Source organism: Rhizobium sp. CB2179 (assembly GCF_057653455.1).
The window spans coordinates 441,005-457,988 of the sequence record NZ_CM172781.1 but is presented as its reverse complement, the minus strand read 5'-3'; the positions used below and the strand labels follow the sequence as shown (position 1 = coordinate 457,988).

The 16,984-nt window shown below is 54.1% G+C and carries 18 protein-coding genes; all 18 read left to right on the top strand.

Annotated features, from left to right (window positions below; genetic code table 11):
- The first annotated feature begins 122 nt into the window (after positions 1-122).
- The 18 genes from AC244Q_RS02245 (at position 123) to AC244Q_RS02160 (ending at position 16,884) form a co-directional block, all read left to right on the top strand.
- The gene (locus AC244Q_RS02245; RefSeq protein ID WP_113547238.1) at positions 123-1,319 is read left to right on the top strand and encodes a glycosyltransferase family 4 protein; all 1,197 of its coding nucleotides are present in this window, start codon (positions 123-125) and stop codon (positions 1,317-1,319) included.
- A 2-nt stretch (positions 1,320-1,321) separates the two neighbouring features.
- Positions 1,322-2,257, top strand: a complete 936-nt coding sequence (locus AC244Q_RS02240) for a glycosyltransferase family protein (protein WP_113547237.1) — start codon at positions 1,322-1,324, stop codon at positions 2,255-2,257.
- A gap of 28 nt (positions 2,258-2,285) precedes the next feature.
- Positions 2,286-2,720: a hypothetical protein gene (locus AC244Q_RS02235; protein ID WP_113547236.1), complete on the top strand. Its 435-nt coding sequence runs from the start codon at positions 2,286-2,288 to the stop codon at positions 2,718-2,720.
- Entirely contained in the window at positions 2,717-3,826 is a 1,110-nt protein-coding gene (locus AC244Q_RS02230) for a DegT/DnrJ/EryC1/StrS family aminotransferase (protein WP_113547235.1), read from the top strand. Before AC244Q_RS02235 ends, AC244Q_RS02230 begins: the two co-directional genes overlap by 4 nt.
- The gene (locus tag AC244Q_RS02225; RefSeq protein ID WP_113547234.1) at positions 3,823-4,593 is read left to right on the top strand and encodes a class I SAM-dependent DNA methyltransferase; all 771 of its coding nucleotides are present in this window, start codon (positions 3,823-3,825) and stop codon (positions 4,591-4,593) included. The genes AC244Q_RS02230 and AC244Q_RS02225 overlap by 4 nt, the downstream gene beginning before the upstream one ends.
- A gap of 15 nt (positions 4,594-4,608) precedes the next feature.
- Positions 4,609-5,808 (top strand): glycosyltransferase family 4 protein, encoded by a 1,200-nt coding sequence (locus tag AC244Q_RS02220; protein ID WP_245460601.1) that lies wholly within the window; start codon positions 4,609-4,611, stop codon positions 5,806-5,808.
- 85 nt (positions 5,809-5,893) lie between these two features.
- On the top strand, positions 5,894-6,772 hold the full coding sequence (locus tag AC244Q_RS02215) for an ABC transporter permease (RefSeq protein ID WP_113547232.1): 879 nt from the start codon (positions 5,894-5,896) through the stop codon (positions 6,770-6,772).
- Complete coding sequence (locus AC244Q_RS02210) at positions 6,772-8,091, top strand: ABC transporter ATP-binding protein (protein ID WP_113547231.1); 1,320 nt, start codon at positions 6,772-6,774, stop codon at positions 8,089-8,091. The genes AC244Q_RS02215 and AC244Q_RS02210 overlap by 1 nt, the downstream gene beginning before the upstream one ends.
- On the top strand, positions 8,088-9,068 hold the full coding sequence (locus tag AC244Q_RS02205; RefSeq protein ID WP_113547230.1) for an NAD-dependent 4,6-dehydratase LegB: 981 nt from the start codon (positions 8,088-8,090) through the stop codon (positions 9,066-9,068). Before AC244Q_RS02210 ends, AC244Q_RS02205 begins: the two co-directional genes overlap by 4 nt.
- Positions 9,061-9,774 carry a nucleotidyltransferase family protein gene (locus AC244Q_RS02200; protein ID WP_003545678.1) on the top strand — a complete coding sequence of 238 codons (714 nt, stop codon included), beginning with the start codon at positions 9,061-9,063 and terminating at the stop codon, positions 9,772-9,774. The genes AC244Q_RS02205 and AC244Q_RS02200 overlap by 8 nt, the downstream gene beginning before the upstream one ends.
- Positions 9,767-10,612, top strand: coding sequence for an NAD-dependent epimerase/dehydratase family protein (locus AC244Q_RS02195; protein WP_113547229.1), 846 nt, complete (start codon positions 9,767-9,769; stop codon positions 10,610-10,612). The genes AC244Q_RS02200 and AC244Q_RS02195 overlap by 8 nt, the downstream gene beginning before the upstream one ends.
- Position 10,613: 1 nt before the next feature.
- On the top strand, positions 10,614-11,684 hold the full coding sequence (locus AC244Q_RS02190) for a radical SAM/SPASM domain-containing protein (protein ID WP_113547228.1): 1,071 nt from the start codon (positions 10,614-10,616) through the stop codon (positions 11,682-11,684).
- Between the two features lie 384 nt (positions 11,685-12,068).
- Positions 12,069-13,085 (top strand): N-acetylneuraminate synthase family protein, encoded by a 1,017-nt coding sequence (locus tag AC244Q_RS02185; RefSeq protein ID WP_113547226.1) that lies wholly within the window; start codon positions 12,069-12,071, stop codon positions 13,083-13,085.
- Positions 13,082-13,759, top strand: a complete 678-nt coding sequence (locus AC244Q_RS02180; RefSeq protein WP_113547225.1) for a cytidylyltransferase domain-containing protein — start codon at positions 13,082-13,084, stop codon at positions 13,757-13,759. Before AC244Q_RS02185 ends, AC244Q_RS02180 begins: the two co-directional genes overlap by 4 nt.
- Positions 13,741-14,709, top strand: a complete 969-nt coding sequence (locus AC244Q_RS02175) for a PseG/SpsG family protein (RefSeq protein ID WP_113547224.1) — start codon at positions 13,741-13,743, stop codon at positions 14,707-14,709. The genes AC244Q_RS02180 and AC244Q_RS02175 overlap by 19 nt, the downstream gene beginning before the upstream one ends.
- Positions 14,706-15,404, top strand: a complete 699-nt coding sequence (locus AC244Q_RS02170; RefSeq protein ID WP_113547223.1) for a WbqC family protein — start codon at positions 14,706-14,708, stop codon at positions 15,402-15,404. Before AC244Q_RS02175 ends, AC244Q_RS02170 begins: the two co-directional genes overlap by 4 nt.
- A complete protein-coding gene (locus AC244Q_RS02165) occupies positions 15,401-16,033 on the top strand; it encodes a PIG-L deacetylase family protein (protein WP_113547222.1) in 633 nt (210 codons plus the stop codon). The genes AC244Q_RS02170 and AC244Q_RS02165 overlap by 4 nt, the downstream gene beginning before the upstream one ends.
- Positions 16,018-16,884, top strand: a complete 867-nt coding sequence (locus AC244Q_RS02160) for a hypothetical protein (protein ID WP_206641111.1) — start codon at positions 16,018-16,020, stop codon at positions 16,882-16,884. Before AC244Q_RS02165 ends, AC244Q_RS02160 begins: the two co-directional genes overlap by 16 nt.
- The last annotated feature ends 100 nt before the right edge of the window (positions 16,885-16,984 follow it).

Sequence of the window (16,984 nt, the reverse complement as noted above, 5' to 3'; positions counted from 1 at the left end):
ACGAGAAATTGAGGAGCGAGATCCGCTGTGTCAGATTTTTTGTGAAAAACGACGCGGTTCTCCGGCCTGATCGAAATGTGAAGTAGCCGTCTGCTGGCGCGGACGCTGAGGTTAGTCAAAGCATGAAAATTGGTATCTTGCTGGAAAACCCGATTCAGGTCGGTGGCGGATTCAATCAAGCAATCAATGCGATCGTACAACTCCAGCGTATCATCGGAAAACAGCATGAGGTCGTGGCTTTCACGACGATCAAAGCCAATCTGCAGCATCTCAAGCGGCTTGGAGTTCCCGCGGAATACCTGCCTGTCGCCGGAAGGCTATCTCGAATTGCACTCGCCGTGTTGCGCCGCTTAAGCCGCAAGGAAATTGGCAAAGCGTGGATGGCAAACAAAATGGAAAATGCGCTGCTGAAAGCAGGCATGGATCTGGCGTATTTTGTTACCCATTCCTCAACTCCGAACTATTTCCGCAAGCTCAACTACGTCACGACCGTTCTTGATCTCTGTCATCGGGACGATCTCGAATTTCCGGAAGTGAGCTCCGATGGCAGGTTCGAAGAACGAGAGCGGCACTTTTCCACATGCCTGCCACGTGCCGTCGCCGTCATGGTGGCATCACATCAGCTTCTGAAGAGCATTGTCGTTCGCTACGGAATTGACGAAGAGCGCATGATTGCGATGCCGTTCGAGCCCTCTCCGTTCTTAGGTGAAGCGCATTCGATCGATCGCACAGCCGTGCTTGGCAATTACGGGCTGAGGGATGGTTATTATTTCTATCCGGCGCAATTCTGGCCTCATAAGAACCATATACGCATTCTTGAAGCGGTCTCGTTGTTAAAGCAAAAGACGGCCGTCAATTCCGATATACGCGTGGTCTTTTCAGGTGCGGACCGCGGTAATTTGGCCCGGATCAAGCAGCAAGCGCAGCGGTTAGGCGTCTCCGACAATGTGACGTTTCTCGGCTTTGTGCCGGTTGATCACATGCGCGCGCTTTACGAAGGCGCTCTGGCCGTCGTGATGTCGACTTATTTTGGCCCGACCAATCTACCGCCGTTGGAAGCCTGGGCAGTCGGCCGCCCGTTGATCTATTCGGCGCACCTCAATGAACAGGTCGGCGATGCGGCGTTGTTTGCCGACGCTAATGACGCAGAGCAGTGGGCCGACGCAATGTTGCGCATTCGGGATCCTGCGGTGGCAGTTGATCTGATCGAAAAAGGGCGTAAGCAGCTAAAAGCGATCGACATGGAGCGGCTCGAAGCCGAGACCCTGTTCGTACATAGACTCGAGCAATTTGCGCAACGCAGGAAATGCTGGGAATAATCATGGAATGCGCACCAGTCATACTTTTTGTCTTCAATCGTCCCATGCATATGGCACGGACGGTCGCTGCATTGCAGGCAAACGAATTGGCGGAACAGACGCCGCTCTTCATTTTTTGCGACGGTCAGCGCAATGAAAAAGAAGCGGAGCGCGTGCGCCAGGTCCGTGAACAGGCAAAGACGGTAACGGGTTTCAAGTCAGTCACTATCGTCGAGCGTGAAAAAAACTATGGCCTTGCCGGTTCTATCATCGATGGCGTGGGCCGTCTGTGCGAACAATATGGCCGCGTCATCGTCGTCGAGGACGACCTGATAACCTCGCCTGACTTCTTGCGCTATATGAACCAGGGGTTGGATCTTTATGCAGATGAGGAGCGGGTCGCCAGCATTCACGGCTACGCCTATCCGGTCCCCAATGACGATGCTCCCGAGAGCTATTTCCTACGTGGGGCGGACTGTTGGGGATGGGCCACGTGGGCCCGGGCATGGAAACATTTCGAACCCAATGGGGCTAAGCTTCTGACGGGCCTGAAAGAGAAAGGCCTTGCCAAAGCTTTCGACTATGGTGGGAACGCCTTTTTCCTCGCGATGCTGCGCAATCAAGTCAAAGGCAAGAATCAATCCTGGGCGATCAGGTGGCATGCCAGCGCTTATCTGGACAATATGCTGACTCTCTACCCTCGCCAGAGCCTTGTGGAGAACTCAGGGTTTGACGACAGCGGGGTCCACTGCAGCGATGTCGATTATTACGCCGGCAGCCTTGGGCATGCGCCGGGGAAATTGCAAAAGATCCCCGTTGAAGTTAACGAACAAATGCGACTGCGCGTGTTGGGCTTTTTCGCAAAGATGCGCCGCCAGCGGATGAATGATTTTTACAAGCTCGTATTCTCGGCCGGGGTCAAGCGCATACGCAAAGTAGTCGGTTTGGCGGCATCCTGACGCATCGGTCGATTTGGGAAAGAGAAACATGATAGAAAAGATCACGAACGGTGGCGAGTTGCAGGCCATGATATTGCGGTCGAACTACACGTTCGATGGTATCCAATTCTTCACGCCGGACGAATTTTCGCAGCAACTCGCCTATATGAAGCGACCGACGGGCTATGTCATCCAACCCCACGTCCACAACGCCGTCGTGCGCGAGGTTCTCTATACGAAGGAAGTCCTGCTTATAAAGTCAGGCGTTGTCCGCGTGGACTTCTATTCCGACGCGCAGGAATACTACGAAAGCGCGATCCTGCGCGCAGGCGACGTCATACTGCTGGCCTTCGGCGGACATGGTTTTGAAATTATCGAAGAAGCTGAAATCATCGAAGTTAAGCAGGGGCCTTACGCCGGGGAATCCGACAAGACGCGATTTGTACCGTCGGTGCAGGAACTGAAGATAAAGGGTGCCGAATGATTCCGGTTAATGAACCGCTGCTGAATGGTAACGAGAGTAAATATCTGCTGGAATGCATCGAGACCGGCTGGATCTCCTCCGAAGGCCCCTTCATCACACGTTTTGAGCGTGAGTTTGCCGCGACCGTCGGCCGCAAGCACGCAATCGCCGTTGCGAATGGTTCGATGGCTCTCGACGCTGGCATGATGGCGCTTGGCCTGGAGGAAGGCGCCGAGGTCATCATGCCGTCCTTCACGATCATTTCCTGCGCCGCAGCCATCGTGAGAGCCGGTTGTGTGCCGGTTGCGGTGGATTCGGATCCTCTAACCTGGAATATCGATCCGACGAAGATCGAAGCAGCTATCACGCCGAAGACGCGCGCCATCATGGTGGTGCATATCTATGGCCTGCCCTGCGATATGACCGCGATCAACGAGATCGCCCGCCGCCACGACCTCAAGATCATTGAGGACGCTGCAGAAATGCATGGACAGACCTATAACGGCCAGCCTTGCGGCAGTTTCGGCGATGTCAGCATTTTCAGCTTCTATCCCAATAAGCACATTACCACAGGCGAAGGTGGCATGATCGTCACCGATTCCGACGCCCTTGCCGACAGATCCCGGAGCCTGCGAAATCTCTGCTTCCTGCCTGCCCGCCGCTTCGTTCACGAGGAACTGGGCTGGAATATGCGTATGACGAATATGCAGGCGGCTCTGGGTTGCGCGCAGCTTGAGCGCCTTCCGGAATTCGTCGAGCGCAAACGTGCGATGGGCAAACTGTATACCGAGCTGCTTGAGGACCTGCCCGGCATTCAACTGCCGTTGCCCGAGACAAGCTATGCCCGGAATATCTATTGGGTCTATGGCATCGTGCTGAAGGACGAGATCGATTTCGACGCAGCCGAAGCGATGAAACGATTGGCGGCGAAAGGCGTAGGCTGCCGTCCGTTTTTCTGGCCGATGCACGAGCAGCCCGTTCTGCAGAAGATGGGCTTCCTCAAGGATGCAGATCTTCCCATCGCCGCAAAGCTTGCGCGCCGTGGCTTCTATATTCCAAGCGGCATGGCGCTAAGGGAAGATCAAATTCGCGAAGTCGCGGGTATCGTAGCGGAGGTTATCCGTTGACGACCAGTTTCGGATTGTACTCCCAGTATTACGATCTTCTCTATAAGGACAAGGATTACGAGGGCGAAACAGCTTATGTGAAAGCTCTGCTGGAGCGTTATGCCACCGGCCCAATCGCGCAAATTCTGGAGTTAGGCTCCGGCACCGGCATTCACGCCGAGAAGATCGCAGAAGCCGGATTTGGGGTGCTGGGAGTAGAACTGTCGGAAACCATGTTTGCGGCGGCCATGCCGAAGGCGGCACAGTCGGGCGGCAAACTTGATTTCACGCTGGGCGATGCACGCACATTCCGGACGGATCGGCGATTCCAGGCGGTCATCTCCCTTTTTCATGTCCTGAGCTATCAGACGTCCGATGCCGATCTCGAAGCGATGATGGAGACTGTCTCCCACCATCTCGAAGATGGCGGAATTTTCATATTCGACTTCTGGTACGGACCAGCAGTCCTTTGGCAGCGGCCGAGTACCCGCGTCAAACGCTTGGAAAACGATGAGATTTCCGTCGTTCGCGTTGCAGAATCGGTGGTTCATGACGCCGAGAACATCGTGGATGTCAATTACACAATCTTCGCGACGGAGAAGCTGAGCGCCAAGACCGAAATGGTTTGCGAAACCCACCGCATGCGCTACCTCTTCCTGAACGAGATAGACCGCCTCCTGACGAATGCGGGGATGAGCCGGGTGATTGCCGAAGAGTGGATGTCCAGTTCGACGCCGGGGACCGAAACCTGGGGCGTCTGTGTCGTAGCGCGCAAGAACGCGGGCTGACTGTTGGCGATACATTTGGACAGCCGAATTACCTTGCGTCGGAAGAGGATTGGTTTCTATCTCGGAGTAGGCCGCCATGCCGGTGGTATGTTCCAGTACGCGCAAAGCCTCGTGCAGGCCCTGTCTTCAATCGACGGCACGGACGTGGAGGTCATCGTTGCCTATGGGGACGAAGCCTGGCGCTCGGAACTTGATGCCAGCCCGCTGAAGGCCGTCCCGCTACAGCACTGGAAGCGGGGCGAGACACTTGCCAAGCTGTTCATGGTTCTGCCCGGCTCCGTAGCGCGTGTCGTCGCGAGATGGGTGAACCCACTCGTGCGGGAATTGGCATCTCTCCAATGTGATCTGTGGATTTTTCCGGCTCAAGACGCCCTGACCTGGCAGATCAAGGAGCCCTCGATCGCAACCGTTCACGATTTGATGCACAGATATGAACGCAGCTTTCCAGAAGCTGGAAGCTGGTTGCGCTTTCAACTGAGAGAAAGCCGGTTCCGTCACCTTGCGAACCAGAGTGCTGCCGTGCTCGTCGATTCCGAAACCGGGCGGCGGCATGTCATGCAAAGCTACGGCACGCCAGAAGATCACATATATCCGCTGCCTTATATCGCTCCGAACTATCTGACAGATTCGGTTGAGACGTCCGCCTTCGCCGAACACTACCGACTTCCGGAAAAATTCTATTTTTATCCGGCGCAATTCTGGCCTCACAAGAACCATGTGCGGCTCATACAAGCGCTGGCAGCCGCGCGCAGGACTCATCCGGACATGGAACTGGTCTTGGCGGGCAACACAAAGCGCGAATATGCGGCCGTCAAAGCGATGGTAAGCGAGCTTGGGCTATCCCAAGCGGTTCACTTCGTCGGTTATGTGCCGGATTCGGATCTGGCTGGGTTTTATCGTCGTGCCAGAGGGTTGGTCATGCCGACTTTTTTCGGCCCGACAAACATTCCTCCGCTTGAAGCGATGGTGTGTGGTTGTCCCGTCTTGATATCAGACAAGTATGGCATGCGGGAGCAGTGCGGTGACGCAGCGCTTTACTTCTCGCCGCAATCCGTCGAGGAGATACAAGGGGCAATGAGCCGCCTGTGGGAAGATGAAGACCTACGTTCCTCTTTGATCAAAAAGGGGCTTGAAAGAGCCTCCTTGTGGAAGCAAGAAGATTTCGACCACCGTCTGAGAGAAATTTTGGGGCGTGTCCTCGATCGAGTCGCATGATACATGGCGTTGGTCCATGCAGTCCCCTGAGGCCGTAGAAAATATGGCACGAGCAACGGCTAACGGAGAGTTTGAGCGCATTAATATGACAGGTCACGTGACAAAACAGGAAAGGGAAAGCGGCACCGAACCCTGGGATATAATCATCAAGCCGTCCGGCACCATCAGCGTCGGGCTGACGACCGCGTGGAAATATCGTGAACTTATCTGGATGTTCTTCAAAAGGGATTTCACGACATTCTACAAGCAAACCGTGCTTGGACCGGTTTGGTATCTCATACAACCGATACTGACGACGATCACCTATTACATCGTCTTCGGAAAGATTGCCAATCTCTCCACCGATGGAATTTCGCCGCTTGTCTTTTATATGTCCGGCACCATTATTTGGAATTATTTCTCAGCTTGCCTCATCAATAACTCAGAAACATTTTCGAAAAACTCGAACTTGTTTGGAAAAGTGTATTTCCCCCGGCTAGTCGTACCACTCGCAGTCGCGATGAGCGGCCTGGTCGCATTTGCCATCCAATTCACGCTTCTGCTTACGATCTCTTTTGTTCTCTGGCTTAGCCAGGATGGAATAGTGATCAGCTTGCGTTTCGTTTTCGCGACACCATTGATTTTGCTATATGTTGCAACGCTTGGTGTGGGAATGGGACTCTTGGTTTCCGCGCTGACAGTTCGATATCGTGATCTGGTTTATGCCGTCGGTTTCGTTACGCAGCTTTGGATGTATGCGACACCTGTCGTCTATGCTTTCAGCCAGGTTCCCGAACGATATCAATGGTTTTACTACCTCAATCCGATGACGGCTCCGGTTCAGCTATTCCGTTGGGCACTTTTCGACGCGTCGCCGCTTCCTCTGAGCATTTGTCTGGCGAATGTCGCGGCCACTCTGATTATTATAATTGGCGGCTTGATACTTTTTGCGCGGGCTGAGGCAACCGCTATGGATACCGTTTGATGAATGATATCGTTATACGCGCCGAGAATGTCAGCAAACACTATCGCTTGGGTATCATCAATCATGGCACCTTGTACCGCGACCTCCAAAGCTGGTGGGCGCGCCTCCGCAATCTGCCGGACCCCAATGCCTCCGTATCGGATTACGCTTCTGACAGACAGAACAAGGCTCGGCTTAAGAACGATATTTTTCACGCCCTGGATGATGTCTCCTTCGAGATTTCCCGTGGCGATATCGTTGGCGTCATCGGTCGCAATGGGGCAGGCAAGTCGACCCTTCTGAAGCTGATGTCTCGCATAACGCGTCCAACCTCGGGCTATATTGGCATTCGAGGCAGGATTGCGAGCCTCTTGGAAGTCGGAACCGGGTTCCACCCCGAACTCACGGGGCGCGAAAACGTTTACCTGAACGGTGCCATTCTTGGAATGACACACTCCGAAGTTCGCACGAAGTTCGATGAGATCGTCGAGTTCGCAGAAATCGGCGATTTCATCGACACCCCAGTCAAACGTTACTCTTCAGGCATGTATGTTCGACTTGCCTTTTCCGTTGCGGCACATCTGGAACCCGAAATACTTCTTGTCGATGAGGTTCTGGCAGTTGGCGACGTCAACTTCCAGAACAAATGTATGGGCCGAATGCGGGAGGTGACCAAGGCGGGCCGAACAATCATGTTCGTCAGCCATAATATGACGGCTGTGAGCAGTCTTTGCCCTCGATCCATTCTGTTGTCCGACGGTCGCGTGGCTGCCGTGGGCAGTACGTCCGATGTCATTCGCGCCTATCTCGACCGGCCTGAAATGAGCGGGAAGATAGACTTTGAAATCGACCCACAGGATGTCGACGGCAAGGCGGTGATCTCTCGCCTTTCCATCCGAAACGAAGATGGCGAGCTAGCACAAACTGTTGAACTCACGAAGAATTTTATCATCGAGATGGAGTATGAACTGCGCGAGCCACTGACAGGACTTTCCGTCGGGCTGCAGATCATGATGGAGGATGGTTATTCCCCGGTCATCAGCCTGTCTGATCCGGAACTCGACTTAAGCCGTCTCGACACCCGGTCTCCAGGTTATTATCAGGCGCGAGTAGTCATTCCGGCTGCCTTGTTGAACACCGGAACCTTTTATCTCCGCGCCGGCATTTCCAGCCGTTTTTCGATCTATTCGGTGGTTGAAGGCATACGGTTCGAAGTCGAAGACAACGTCGGAATCATCCAGATGCTGGGGCAGCAGCGAAAACCGTCGATTTCGGCGATCCAGCTCCCCTGGGATGTGAAGATGCTTTACCTCCGCGATTCTGAGGGCTTATTGAAATGAAGAAAGTACTTGTGACCGGCGCGGACGGCTTCATCGGCTCTCACCTCGTTGAAACCTTGGTCAAGGCAGGCGTGGAAGTCCGCGCCCTTTGCCAATACAACTCGTTTTCCAGCTGGGGCTGGCTGGACCAGTCTGAATACCGCGGCAAGTTCGAGGTCATTCTTGGAGACGTTCGCGACCCCGCGCAAATGCGTGCCGTCGCTAAAGGCGTTGACACAATATTTCATCTGGCCGCGCTCATCGCTATTCCCTATTCCTATCAGGCGCCGTCCAGCTATGTGGACACCAACATTAATGGCACGTTGAATGTGCTTCAGGGCGCACTCGATGCTGGCGTTGGCCGTGTCATCCAGACCTCGACGAGCGAAGTCTACGGAACGGCTCGCTTTGTCCCAATCAGCGAAAGTCATCCGCTGCAGGCACAGTCGCCCTATTCGGCGTCAAAAATCGGTGCTGACGCGATGGCATACAGTTATCATTCGAGCTTCGATCTGCCGGTGACGATCGCACGGCCCTTCAACACCTTCGGCCCGAGACAATCTGCAAGGGCGGTTATTCCGACTGTGATTTCGCAGCTTCTGAGCGGGCGGACGACGCTGAAGCTTGGTGCGCTCTCGCCCACCCGGGATTTCAATTTCGTGCAGGATACATGCGACGGCTTTCTGGCACTCGCGGCTTGCGACGAAGCCATCGGACAGACGGTCAATATCGGCTCGGGCAGCGAGATATCGATCGGCGATACCGTCCAGTTGATCGCCGACATCATCGGCGTCAGCGTGGAGATCGAATGCGACGAACAGCGTTTGCGTCCGGCAAATAGCGAAGTGGAGCGTCTGTGCTGCGACAACAGCCTGATCAAGTCTCTGACAGGATTCTCGTCGCGTCATAGCTTGGAAGATGGTCTGAAAGCGACGATCGACTGGCTGCGTCAGCCGCAGAATCTGGCGAGATACAAGGCGGATATCTTCAATGTCTAGGCGCGCAGTCATTCTGGCGGGCGGAATGGGAACGCGGTTGCGGCCCTATACTGTCGTGCTTCCGAAGCCTCTGATGCCGATCGGCGACTATCCTATTCTTGAGGTGATCATTCGTCAGCTGATATCAGGCGGATTTCAGCATATAACACTCGCCGTCAACCACCAGGCCGAGCTGATCAAGGCTTTCTTCCAGGATGGCGACAAGTGGGGTGTACGCATCGACTATTCGCTCGAGGACGAGCCTCTTGGCACCATGGGGCCGCTGCGGCTGATAAAGGATCTGCCGGAGAATTTCCTGGTGATGAACGGCGACATCCTGACAGATCTCAACTATGCCGATTTTCATGATGCTCACGTCCGCGACGGGAATATATTCACGATCTCGTCCAAGACGCGTCAGCATCGCATAGATTATGGCGTTCTTGACACCGGCGAGGCCGGGCTGCTGACCGGTTTTCGAGAGAAGCCGACGGCCGAATACAAAGTCAGCATGGGCGTCTACATGGTGTCTTCGAGGGCCGTGGAGCACATACCACAAGGTGGCGCCTACGGCTTCGATCAGTTGATGCTTGATCTTCTTGCGGCCGGCAAACCGGCCACGGTTCGAGATTTTGCAGGCTATTGGCTCGATATCGGACGGCCTGACGATTATGCCTTGGCGATCGAGCAGTTCGAATCCATGCGGTCCAGGTTCTTGAATGGTTGATGCCATCGTCACCGGTGCTGGCGGTTTTCTCGGGAGCCGTCTGGTCAGACGGCTCAAGGAGGCCGGTTTTGACGTGCTTGCGCTTGACCGAACGCATGGTGATATAAGCGAAGAAAAGGTTTGGCAGGAGCTTCCCGCCGCACGCACGCTGTTTCACCTTGCCGGCAGGACATTCGTTCCGGATAGCTGGAGCCAAGGCCCGAGTTTCATGGCCGCCAACGTCCTCGGAACGCAGCACGCTTTGAACTGGTGCAAGCGACACAAGGCCAAACTCGTGTTCGCAAGCGCCTATGTTTACGGAGTGCCCGACCGGCTGCCGATCCATGAAAGCGATCCGGTCAGGCCGAACAACCCTTACGCTCTTTCGAAACATCTTGCCGAACAGCTTTGTGAGTTCTCCGCCACGCACGAGCAGATACCGGTGGTGGTATTGCGTCTTTTCAATATATACGGCGCAGGGCAGCGCCCCGAATTCCTCATACCGACGCTTCTGAACCGGATACGGACCAAGCAGGAAATACAGGTTCTGGATCTCAGTCCCCGGCGTGACTATATCTTCGTTGAAGATGTCCTGAGCGCCTTTGCCAAGGCCATGGACGTCGCGGAAGGCTACCATTGCATCAATATCGGCTCCGGCATGTCGTATTCGGTGCAGGAGATAATCGACATCTTGCAAGAAGCTGCCGGCACTGCTCTACCTGTAGTGTCATCTTGCACAGTTCGGCGGAATGAAATACCTGACGTGCGGGCCGATATCACGCGGGCTCGCACCGTTCTCGGATGGCGGCCGGAATGGGATCTGCCGACCGGGATGCGCGCGATGATGAAGGAGTCGTAAATTGAACGAACGTTACGTCCCGATCAACAAGGGCAACTACTCGATGGACACGGACGAGCGCGAAGCCGCGTTCGACAAATTCCGGGGCGAAGGGTGGGAAGCAGAATACGCGGATTACCGTCGCAAATGGTCGGAAAATGCCCTGAACCAGCAGGTTTCGGACTATCCGCTGCTCGTCGATCTCGAGCTGGCATCGATCTGCAATCTGCGCTGCCCGATGTGCTATACGATCAGCGACGAGTTCAAGAAAAGTGTGAACACGACGCGGATGGACTGGGATCTCTACTGCCGCATCATCGATGAGATCGGCGGCAAGGTTCCTGCGATCCGTCTGTCGCTGCGGGGCGAGGCCACGCTGCACAAGCGCTTCGCCGACTGTGTGCGTTATGCCAAGGATCATGGCATCAAGGAAGTCTCGACCCTCACGCACGGCTTCAAGCTCAACAGAGATTATTTCGCTCAGCTCGTCGATGCCGGAATCGACTGGATCACCGTTTCGATCGATGGCACCGGTGAGACCTACGAGAAAATCCGCAAGCCAATCAAGTTCGAGGCCCTGCTCGACAAGATCAAGGACATCAAGAAGTACAAAGACGAGCGTGGGCTCCACCGTCCGGTCATTAAGGTGCAGGGCATCTGGCCGGCAATCAGGGAAAATCCGGATCTCTATTATGAAACCTTTGCGCCTCACGTGGATCTTGTCGCCTTCAATCCGCTGATCGATTATTTGTGGAAAGATACGGAGATCCAGTATCTCGACAATTTCACTTGCCCACAGCAGTATCAACGCCTCGTCATTGGCGCTGATGGACTTGTCATGAAATGCTCGAACGACGAGGAAAACAAAGAGCTCATCGGCGATGCCAATAAGCAGACTGTTCATGAAATCTGGCACGGAGAGAAGATGCAGGCTGTGCGCGATCTGCACAAGGAGCCGCAAGGCTTTATGAAGAGTGAGGTTTGCCGCCGGTGCTATCTGCCGCGCTTGACAAATGACGAGACAGTGGAAATTGCCGGCCGGGAGGTGATCGTGCGTAACTATATCGACCGTATTCAGGAAGTCGGTAAGTAATGTGACGTCGAAGTATACGGAACTATGCCTTCCTGGATTGATCGCGTCGGAATATAAGCTCGTCATCGGTGACAATTTTGACCGGCGCTGAAACATTAGAGCGGTGCAACAACATCACCATCGAGAACAGCGCGTTTATGGGCTGCGATGTGCTTAATTGACCACCATCGTGAAAAGGCCGCCGATCAGCCGATTTTTGAGTGCGTCGAAATTGAGCAGATGTTCATCGGCAACAGCATATGGGCTGGCGAGGAAGCAACAACTTTGATTAACAACCGCGCCAGAAACGGTGCGGCATTCGGTAGCTATGCTGTGGTGCGCGGAGTTACCCGACTACGCAATCGCGGTGATGTCCCTGCTCGGGCGCAAATTAGGGAGTGGTAAATGTTCCGCAATTATAGACAAGACAGATGCTATATTATTGCCGAGATCGGTGGCAATTTCACAACTTTAGAGCAGGCGAAGCGTCTGATTGACGAGGCCAAGAAGGCGAACGTCGATGCGGTAAAACTTCAGACCTATCGGGCCGCGACCATTTCGAGCAAGCATGCAATCTTCGATATGGAGAATACGGGGGTTACCTCCCAATTCGACCTGTTCCGCAAGTACGAGGTCGACTTGGACTTGCATGAAGCCGTGTTCCGCTATGCCGAAGGGCATGGACTTGATTGGTTTTCCACGCCATCTCATGAAACTGACGTGGATCTTCTGGAAAAGTGCGGGGTTGGTGCGCATAAAGTCGGCTCGGACGATGCAGTAAATCTGCCTTTCTTGCGTTACTTGGCAAAGACCAAAAAGCCGATCATCCTTTCAACTGGCATGTGTACGATGGATGAAGTCAAGGAATCTGTGGCGGTCATCAAGGCAGCGGGCAATGAAAAATTGATCTTGTTGCATGCAATCACCAGCTATCCTACCCATGCTGAAAATGTAAATCTGGGTGCAATGCAGGCCATGATCCAGGCTTTCCCTGGTATCGATGTAGGTTATTCGGATCACACCCTGACTCCGATAGCCAGCCTCTGCGCTGCCTCCATGGGCGCGCGTGTCATTGAGCGACATTTCACTTACGACAAGAAGGCCGACGGTCCCGATCATATGCTATCTGCCGATCCCGAAGAAATGAGTTGGTTGGTTGATGCCATCAGGTCGTTCGAAATTATGCGCGGCAGCGGCGTGAAGGAGCCTGCGGCAAGTGAGGCGACGACCCGTATCAACAACCGAAAGAGCGTGATCTTGAGCAGGGCTATGAAGGCAGGTGACACTATTGGCACCTCTGACATCGCAATCAAGAGGCCCGGTTATGGTATCGCACCAAAGGACTTCGATCAGGTAATGGGACGCACGCTCGCAAGGGATATGAGCGAGGACGCGGTGCTGAAGTGGGATGATTTGAAGTGACGCTGGGGATAATCGTGCAGGCTCGGATGGGTTCAACTCGTCTGCCTGGCAAGGTGATGCGCCTGCTCAACGGCAAGCCACTAATCTCTCATGTAGTTGGCCGATTGATCATGCTGCGCAACGACGCCGAGATCGTTGTCGCAACTGGACAAGGGGCCGAAGATGAAATCATCGAACGCTGGTGCCGCGAGAATAATGTGAAATGCTTTCGCGGCCAGGAGATGGATGTTCTCGACCGTTACTATCAATGTGCAAAAACCTATGGCTTCACTGATATAGTGCGGCTGACGGCCGACAACCCATTTACCGATGTTGCTGAACTGGACCGATTAATTGATGTTCACCGGAGTGGGGGCTATGACTATACCCACGCTTTTGGCCACCTACCTGTAGGCGTCGGTGCTGAGATATTCACTTTCGTGGCATTGGAACGCAGTCATCGGGAAGGGTTGCTGCCGCATCACCGCGAACACGTCAACGAATACTTTGTCGACCGGCCAGAACTCTTTCTGATCGGGGAACTGGATGTGTCAACCGCAAAGACTGCCCCCGGCTTGCGGCTTACAGTCGATACCGATGACGATTTGCGGCGAGCCGATGCGCTGGCGAGACATGCCGCCGAGATCTGGCTAACTACCGAAGAAGCGATTACCTTATGTTCGTCTTCTGCATAGAGAGTTCTCATTCGCGCGGCATGGGGCATTTGTATCGTTCGTTGACCCTCGCGGGGGAACTACGTCGACGAGGGCGTGATATCCATTTTTTGGTCAATGACCATGCATCGACACTGAATGTCCTTCAATCACGTGGCTTCGAATCCACCATCTATGATCCTTCAGCCCCCGACGGCTCATGGGAGGCTGCATTCACTGAAAAAGTTCAGCAGCTTGAAGTGTGGATCAACGATCGTCTCGACACTGCCTTTGCCCACGCGGAGGCGGTGATGAGTACCGGAGCTAGACTCGTGACCTTCGACGATCGGGGAGACGGAGCTGAATTGGCCGACATCAATATCGGAGCGCTTGTTTTTGACAACACTGCTCAACTCAAAGGGCGAGAAGTACGGACCGGCATTGAATATATGATCCTCAATCCTGAGATCGAGCGCTACCGTCGAGCACGCACGAGATTGGGCTCCATCCTGGTGACGCTTGGAGGAGCCGATACCCATGGCGTCACAGTTCGTGTTGCGCGTTGGTTGCGGAACAAGCCGCTCAAGCTGACAATCGTGACTGGCCCCGCTTTTCAGCACCGAGAAGAGCTTGACGCTGTATTGTCCGAACCAAGTGTAGCACACATCGAACATCTGGACGGTGTTCCTTCGATGGCATGGGAAATGAGTAGGCACGAGCTTGCAATCACCGGCGGGGGCCTCACCCCTTTCGAGGCAGCAGCAAGTGGACTGCCCTCAATTGTCATCGCGAATGAACTTTTTGAAATTCCGGTCGGGCGCGCCTTGGAAGAGCTAGGCTTCTCCCGGTTCGCAGGTCACCACCGTTCTTTGGATCTTGGTAAACTATCCCTCGATTTGCCGATCGATGTGATGAGCCGAACGGCGTTGAGCCGCACCAATCTAGATGGCTATAGTCGGATCGCAAACCTTCTTGAGAGCTTGGTGCACTGATGCTCACAGTAGTTATTCATCAACCGGACTTTGCGCCGTATCTCGGCTTTTTTCAACGCTTTCTGAACGCGGACCTTTATGTCGCCCTCGACCACGTATCTTTCGTCTACGGAAGCCGAGGTTGGACTCACAGAGACAAGATCAAAACGGCTCAAGGAGCAAAATGGATCAATGTTGGAATTCAGAAGCCTGATTATGGCGCTCCCATAAATGCAGTGAGGATGGCGGAAGATCGTGCCTGGGTCGACCGTAATCTGTCCTTGTTGCGAGAAAACTATAGAGGATGCGCAGGCTGGAGCGAAGTGTTTCCTCGCATCGAACAGCTAATGCACGTCCGTTTCGATCTGATGTCGGACTTCAACCTTCACTTCTTAAATGGCATTCTGGAAATACTGCACGTGGACATTCCAACGGTGCGGTCGAGTACGCTTCAGCCGAAGGGCAACAAGAACGAATTGCTAATTGAGCTTCTTCAAAAAGTTGAGGCCACTTGTTACCTCTCGGGCCTTGGCGCACGGGATTATATGCAGCCGGAGCTTTTTGAAGCAGCAGGCATTCGTGTGATATGGCAGAATTTCGTCCATCCCGTTTATCCACAGCCGTTCGGCGAATTCATTCCCTATCTCAGCATCCTCGACACACTATTGAATTGTGGTATTGCAGGCACGCGTGACCTGCTCTGGAGTTGCAAATGAATATTCTCGCGATCGGTGCCCATTTTGACGACGTGGAACTGGGCTGTGGCGGTGCATTGGCGCGCCATGCGGCGAATGGCGACACGGTTTATGTCTATGTCGCGACCGTATCCGGCTTTTCCAACCAGTATGATCAGTCCGTACGCAGCAGCCAGGTCGCCAGAGCGGAAGCGGATGCTGCGATGGAAATCCTCGGCGTCCACAAGATGGTTTGCGGCGACTTCAAAACGCTCCAGATCGAATTCGTCGATCCGCTGAATATCGAGATCCTCAAGCTCGTGCAGGATCTGAAGATCGATATGGTTTACACCCACTGGGTCGGAGACATCCACCATGACCATCTGGCCTTGTCGCGCGCATCGCTGCACAGCTGCCGCCATGTGCCTCGTCTGCTGATGTACCGCAGCAACTGGTATCATTCGACGGTGGATTTCAGGGGGAATTTCTACGTCGACATCACCGCCCATTGGGACCAGAAGGAAAAGGCGATCCTTGCCCATGAATCCGAGATGGAGCGCACGGGGCGGAAATGGGTGAGCTTCTTTCGCAATGAAGCCGAGAACGCCGGCCAGCGCATCGGTGTAAAATACGCCGAAGTCTTCGAGGTGGTGAAGTGGCTGCAGCTTTGAGAAAGATTTTGACCTTTGGCTCCATGCTGCTCCCCTATGGTGTGCATGAGCTGAAGCGCAGGCTAAAAAATCGTCACAAACTCTCTGCTGATGTCGCGAGATCGCTGGCAGAAAATAGACAGCTTGCTGGTCTGCACGCGGGGCAGCGCTGTTTTATTTTAGGCAATGGCCCGAGCGTCAAGGGCTTGGATCTGTCGCGACTTCAGGGCGAAACCGTTATAACCGTTTCCAATGGTTACCTGCACTCCGATTTCGACAAGTTCCAGTCCCGTTATCATTGTGTTCCGCAAATTACCTATGGATTGATGACGCCGGAGGACGTGGTCCGCTGGTTTGACGAGATGCATTCGCACCTGGGCGGCGCGGAACTGTTCCTCAGTTCCACTGAAGCGGAGCTGGTTCGAAAACACAATCTGTTTTCAGGGCGAACGGTTCGGTATCTCGTGCTCGGCGAAAGCTTTGACGAAAGAGCATCTGTGGAAATCGTCGATATCTCTAAACCGGTGCCGGGTGTCGAGTCGGTGCCGGTGATGACCTTGATGATAGCAATGTATCTTGGTTTCAAAGAGATCATCCTGCTCGGCATCGACCATGATCGTTTCCTGTCAACAAGTTACGAATACGCGTTCGACCTCAAGGTGCAAAAAGGAAAAGATTTCACCGTAAATGCGGACGGCACCCCGACCACGACCCGTCATGACGACTTTCAGCGGGCGGCGCGGCTGTGGCGACAATATCGAGCCATCGCAAATATCGCGAGAGCGAATGATATCCGCATCGTCAATTCCACACCCGGCGGAGCACTGGACGAATTTGAGAGGCGGCCTTTCCAAGCTTGGTTCGAAGAATGAAGCGCCTTCATCCTGCGTCAATACTGGTTGATAGAACAAACGCGCGGTTCATTGTCGCCGATGTGTCTTTTGTGCAATGGCTAGATTTCTGTTGGTTCGC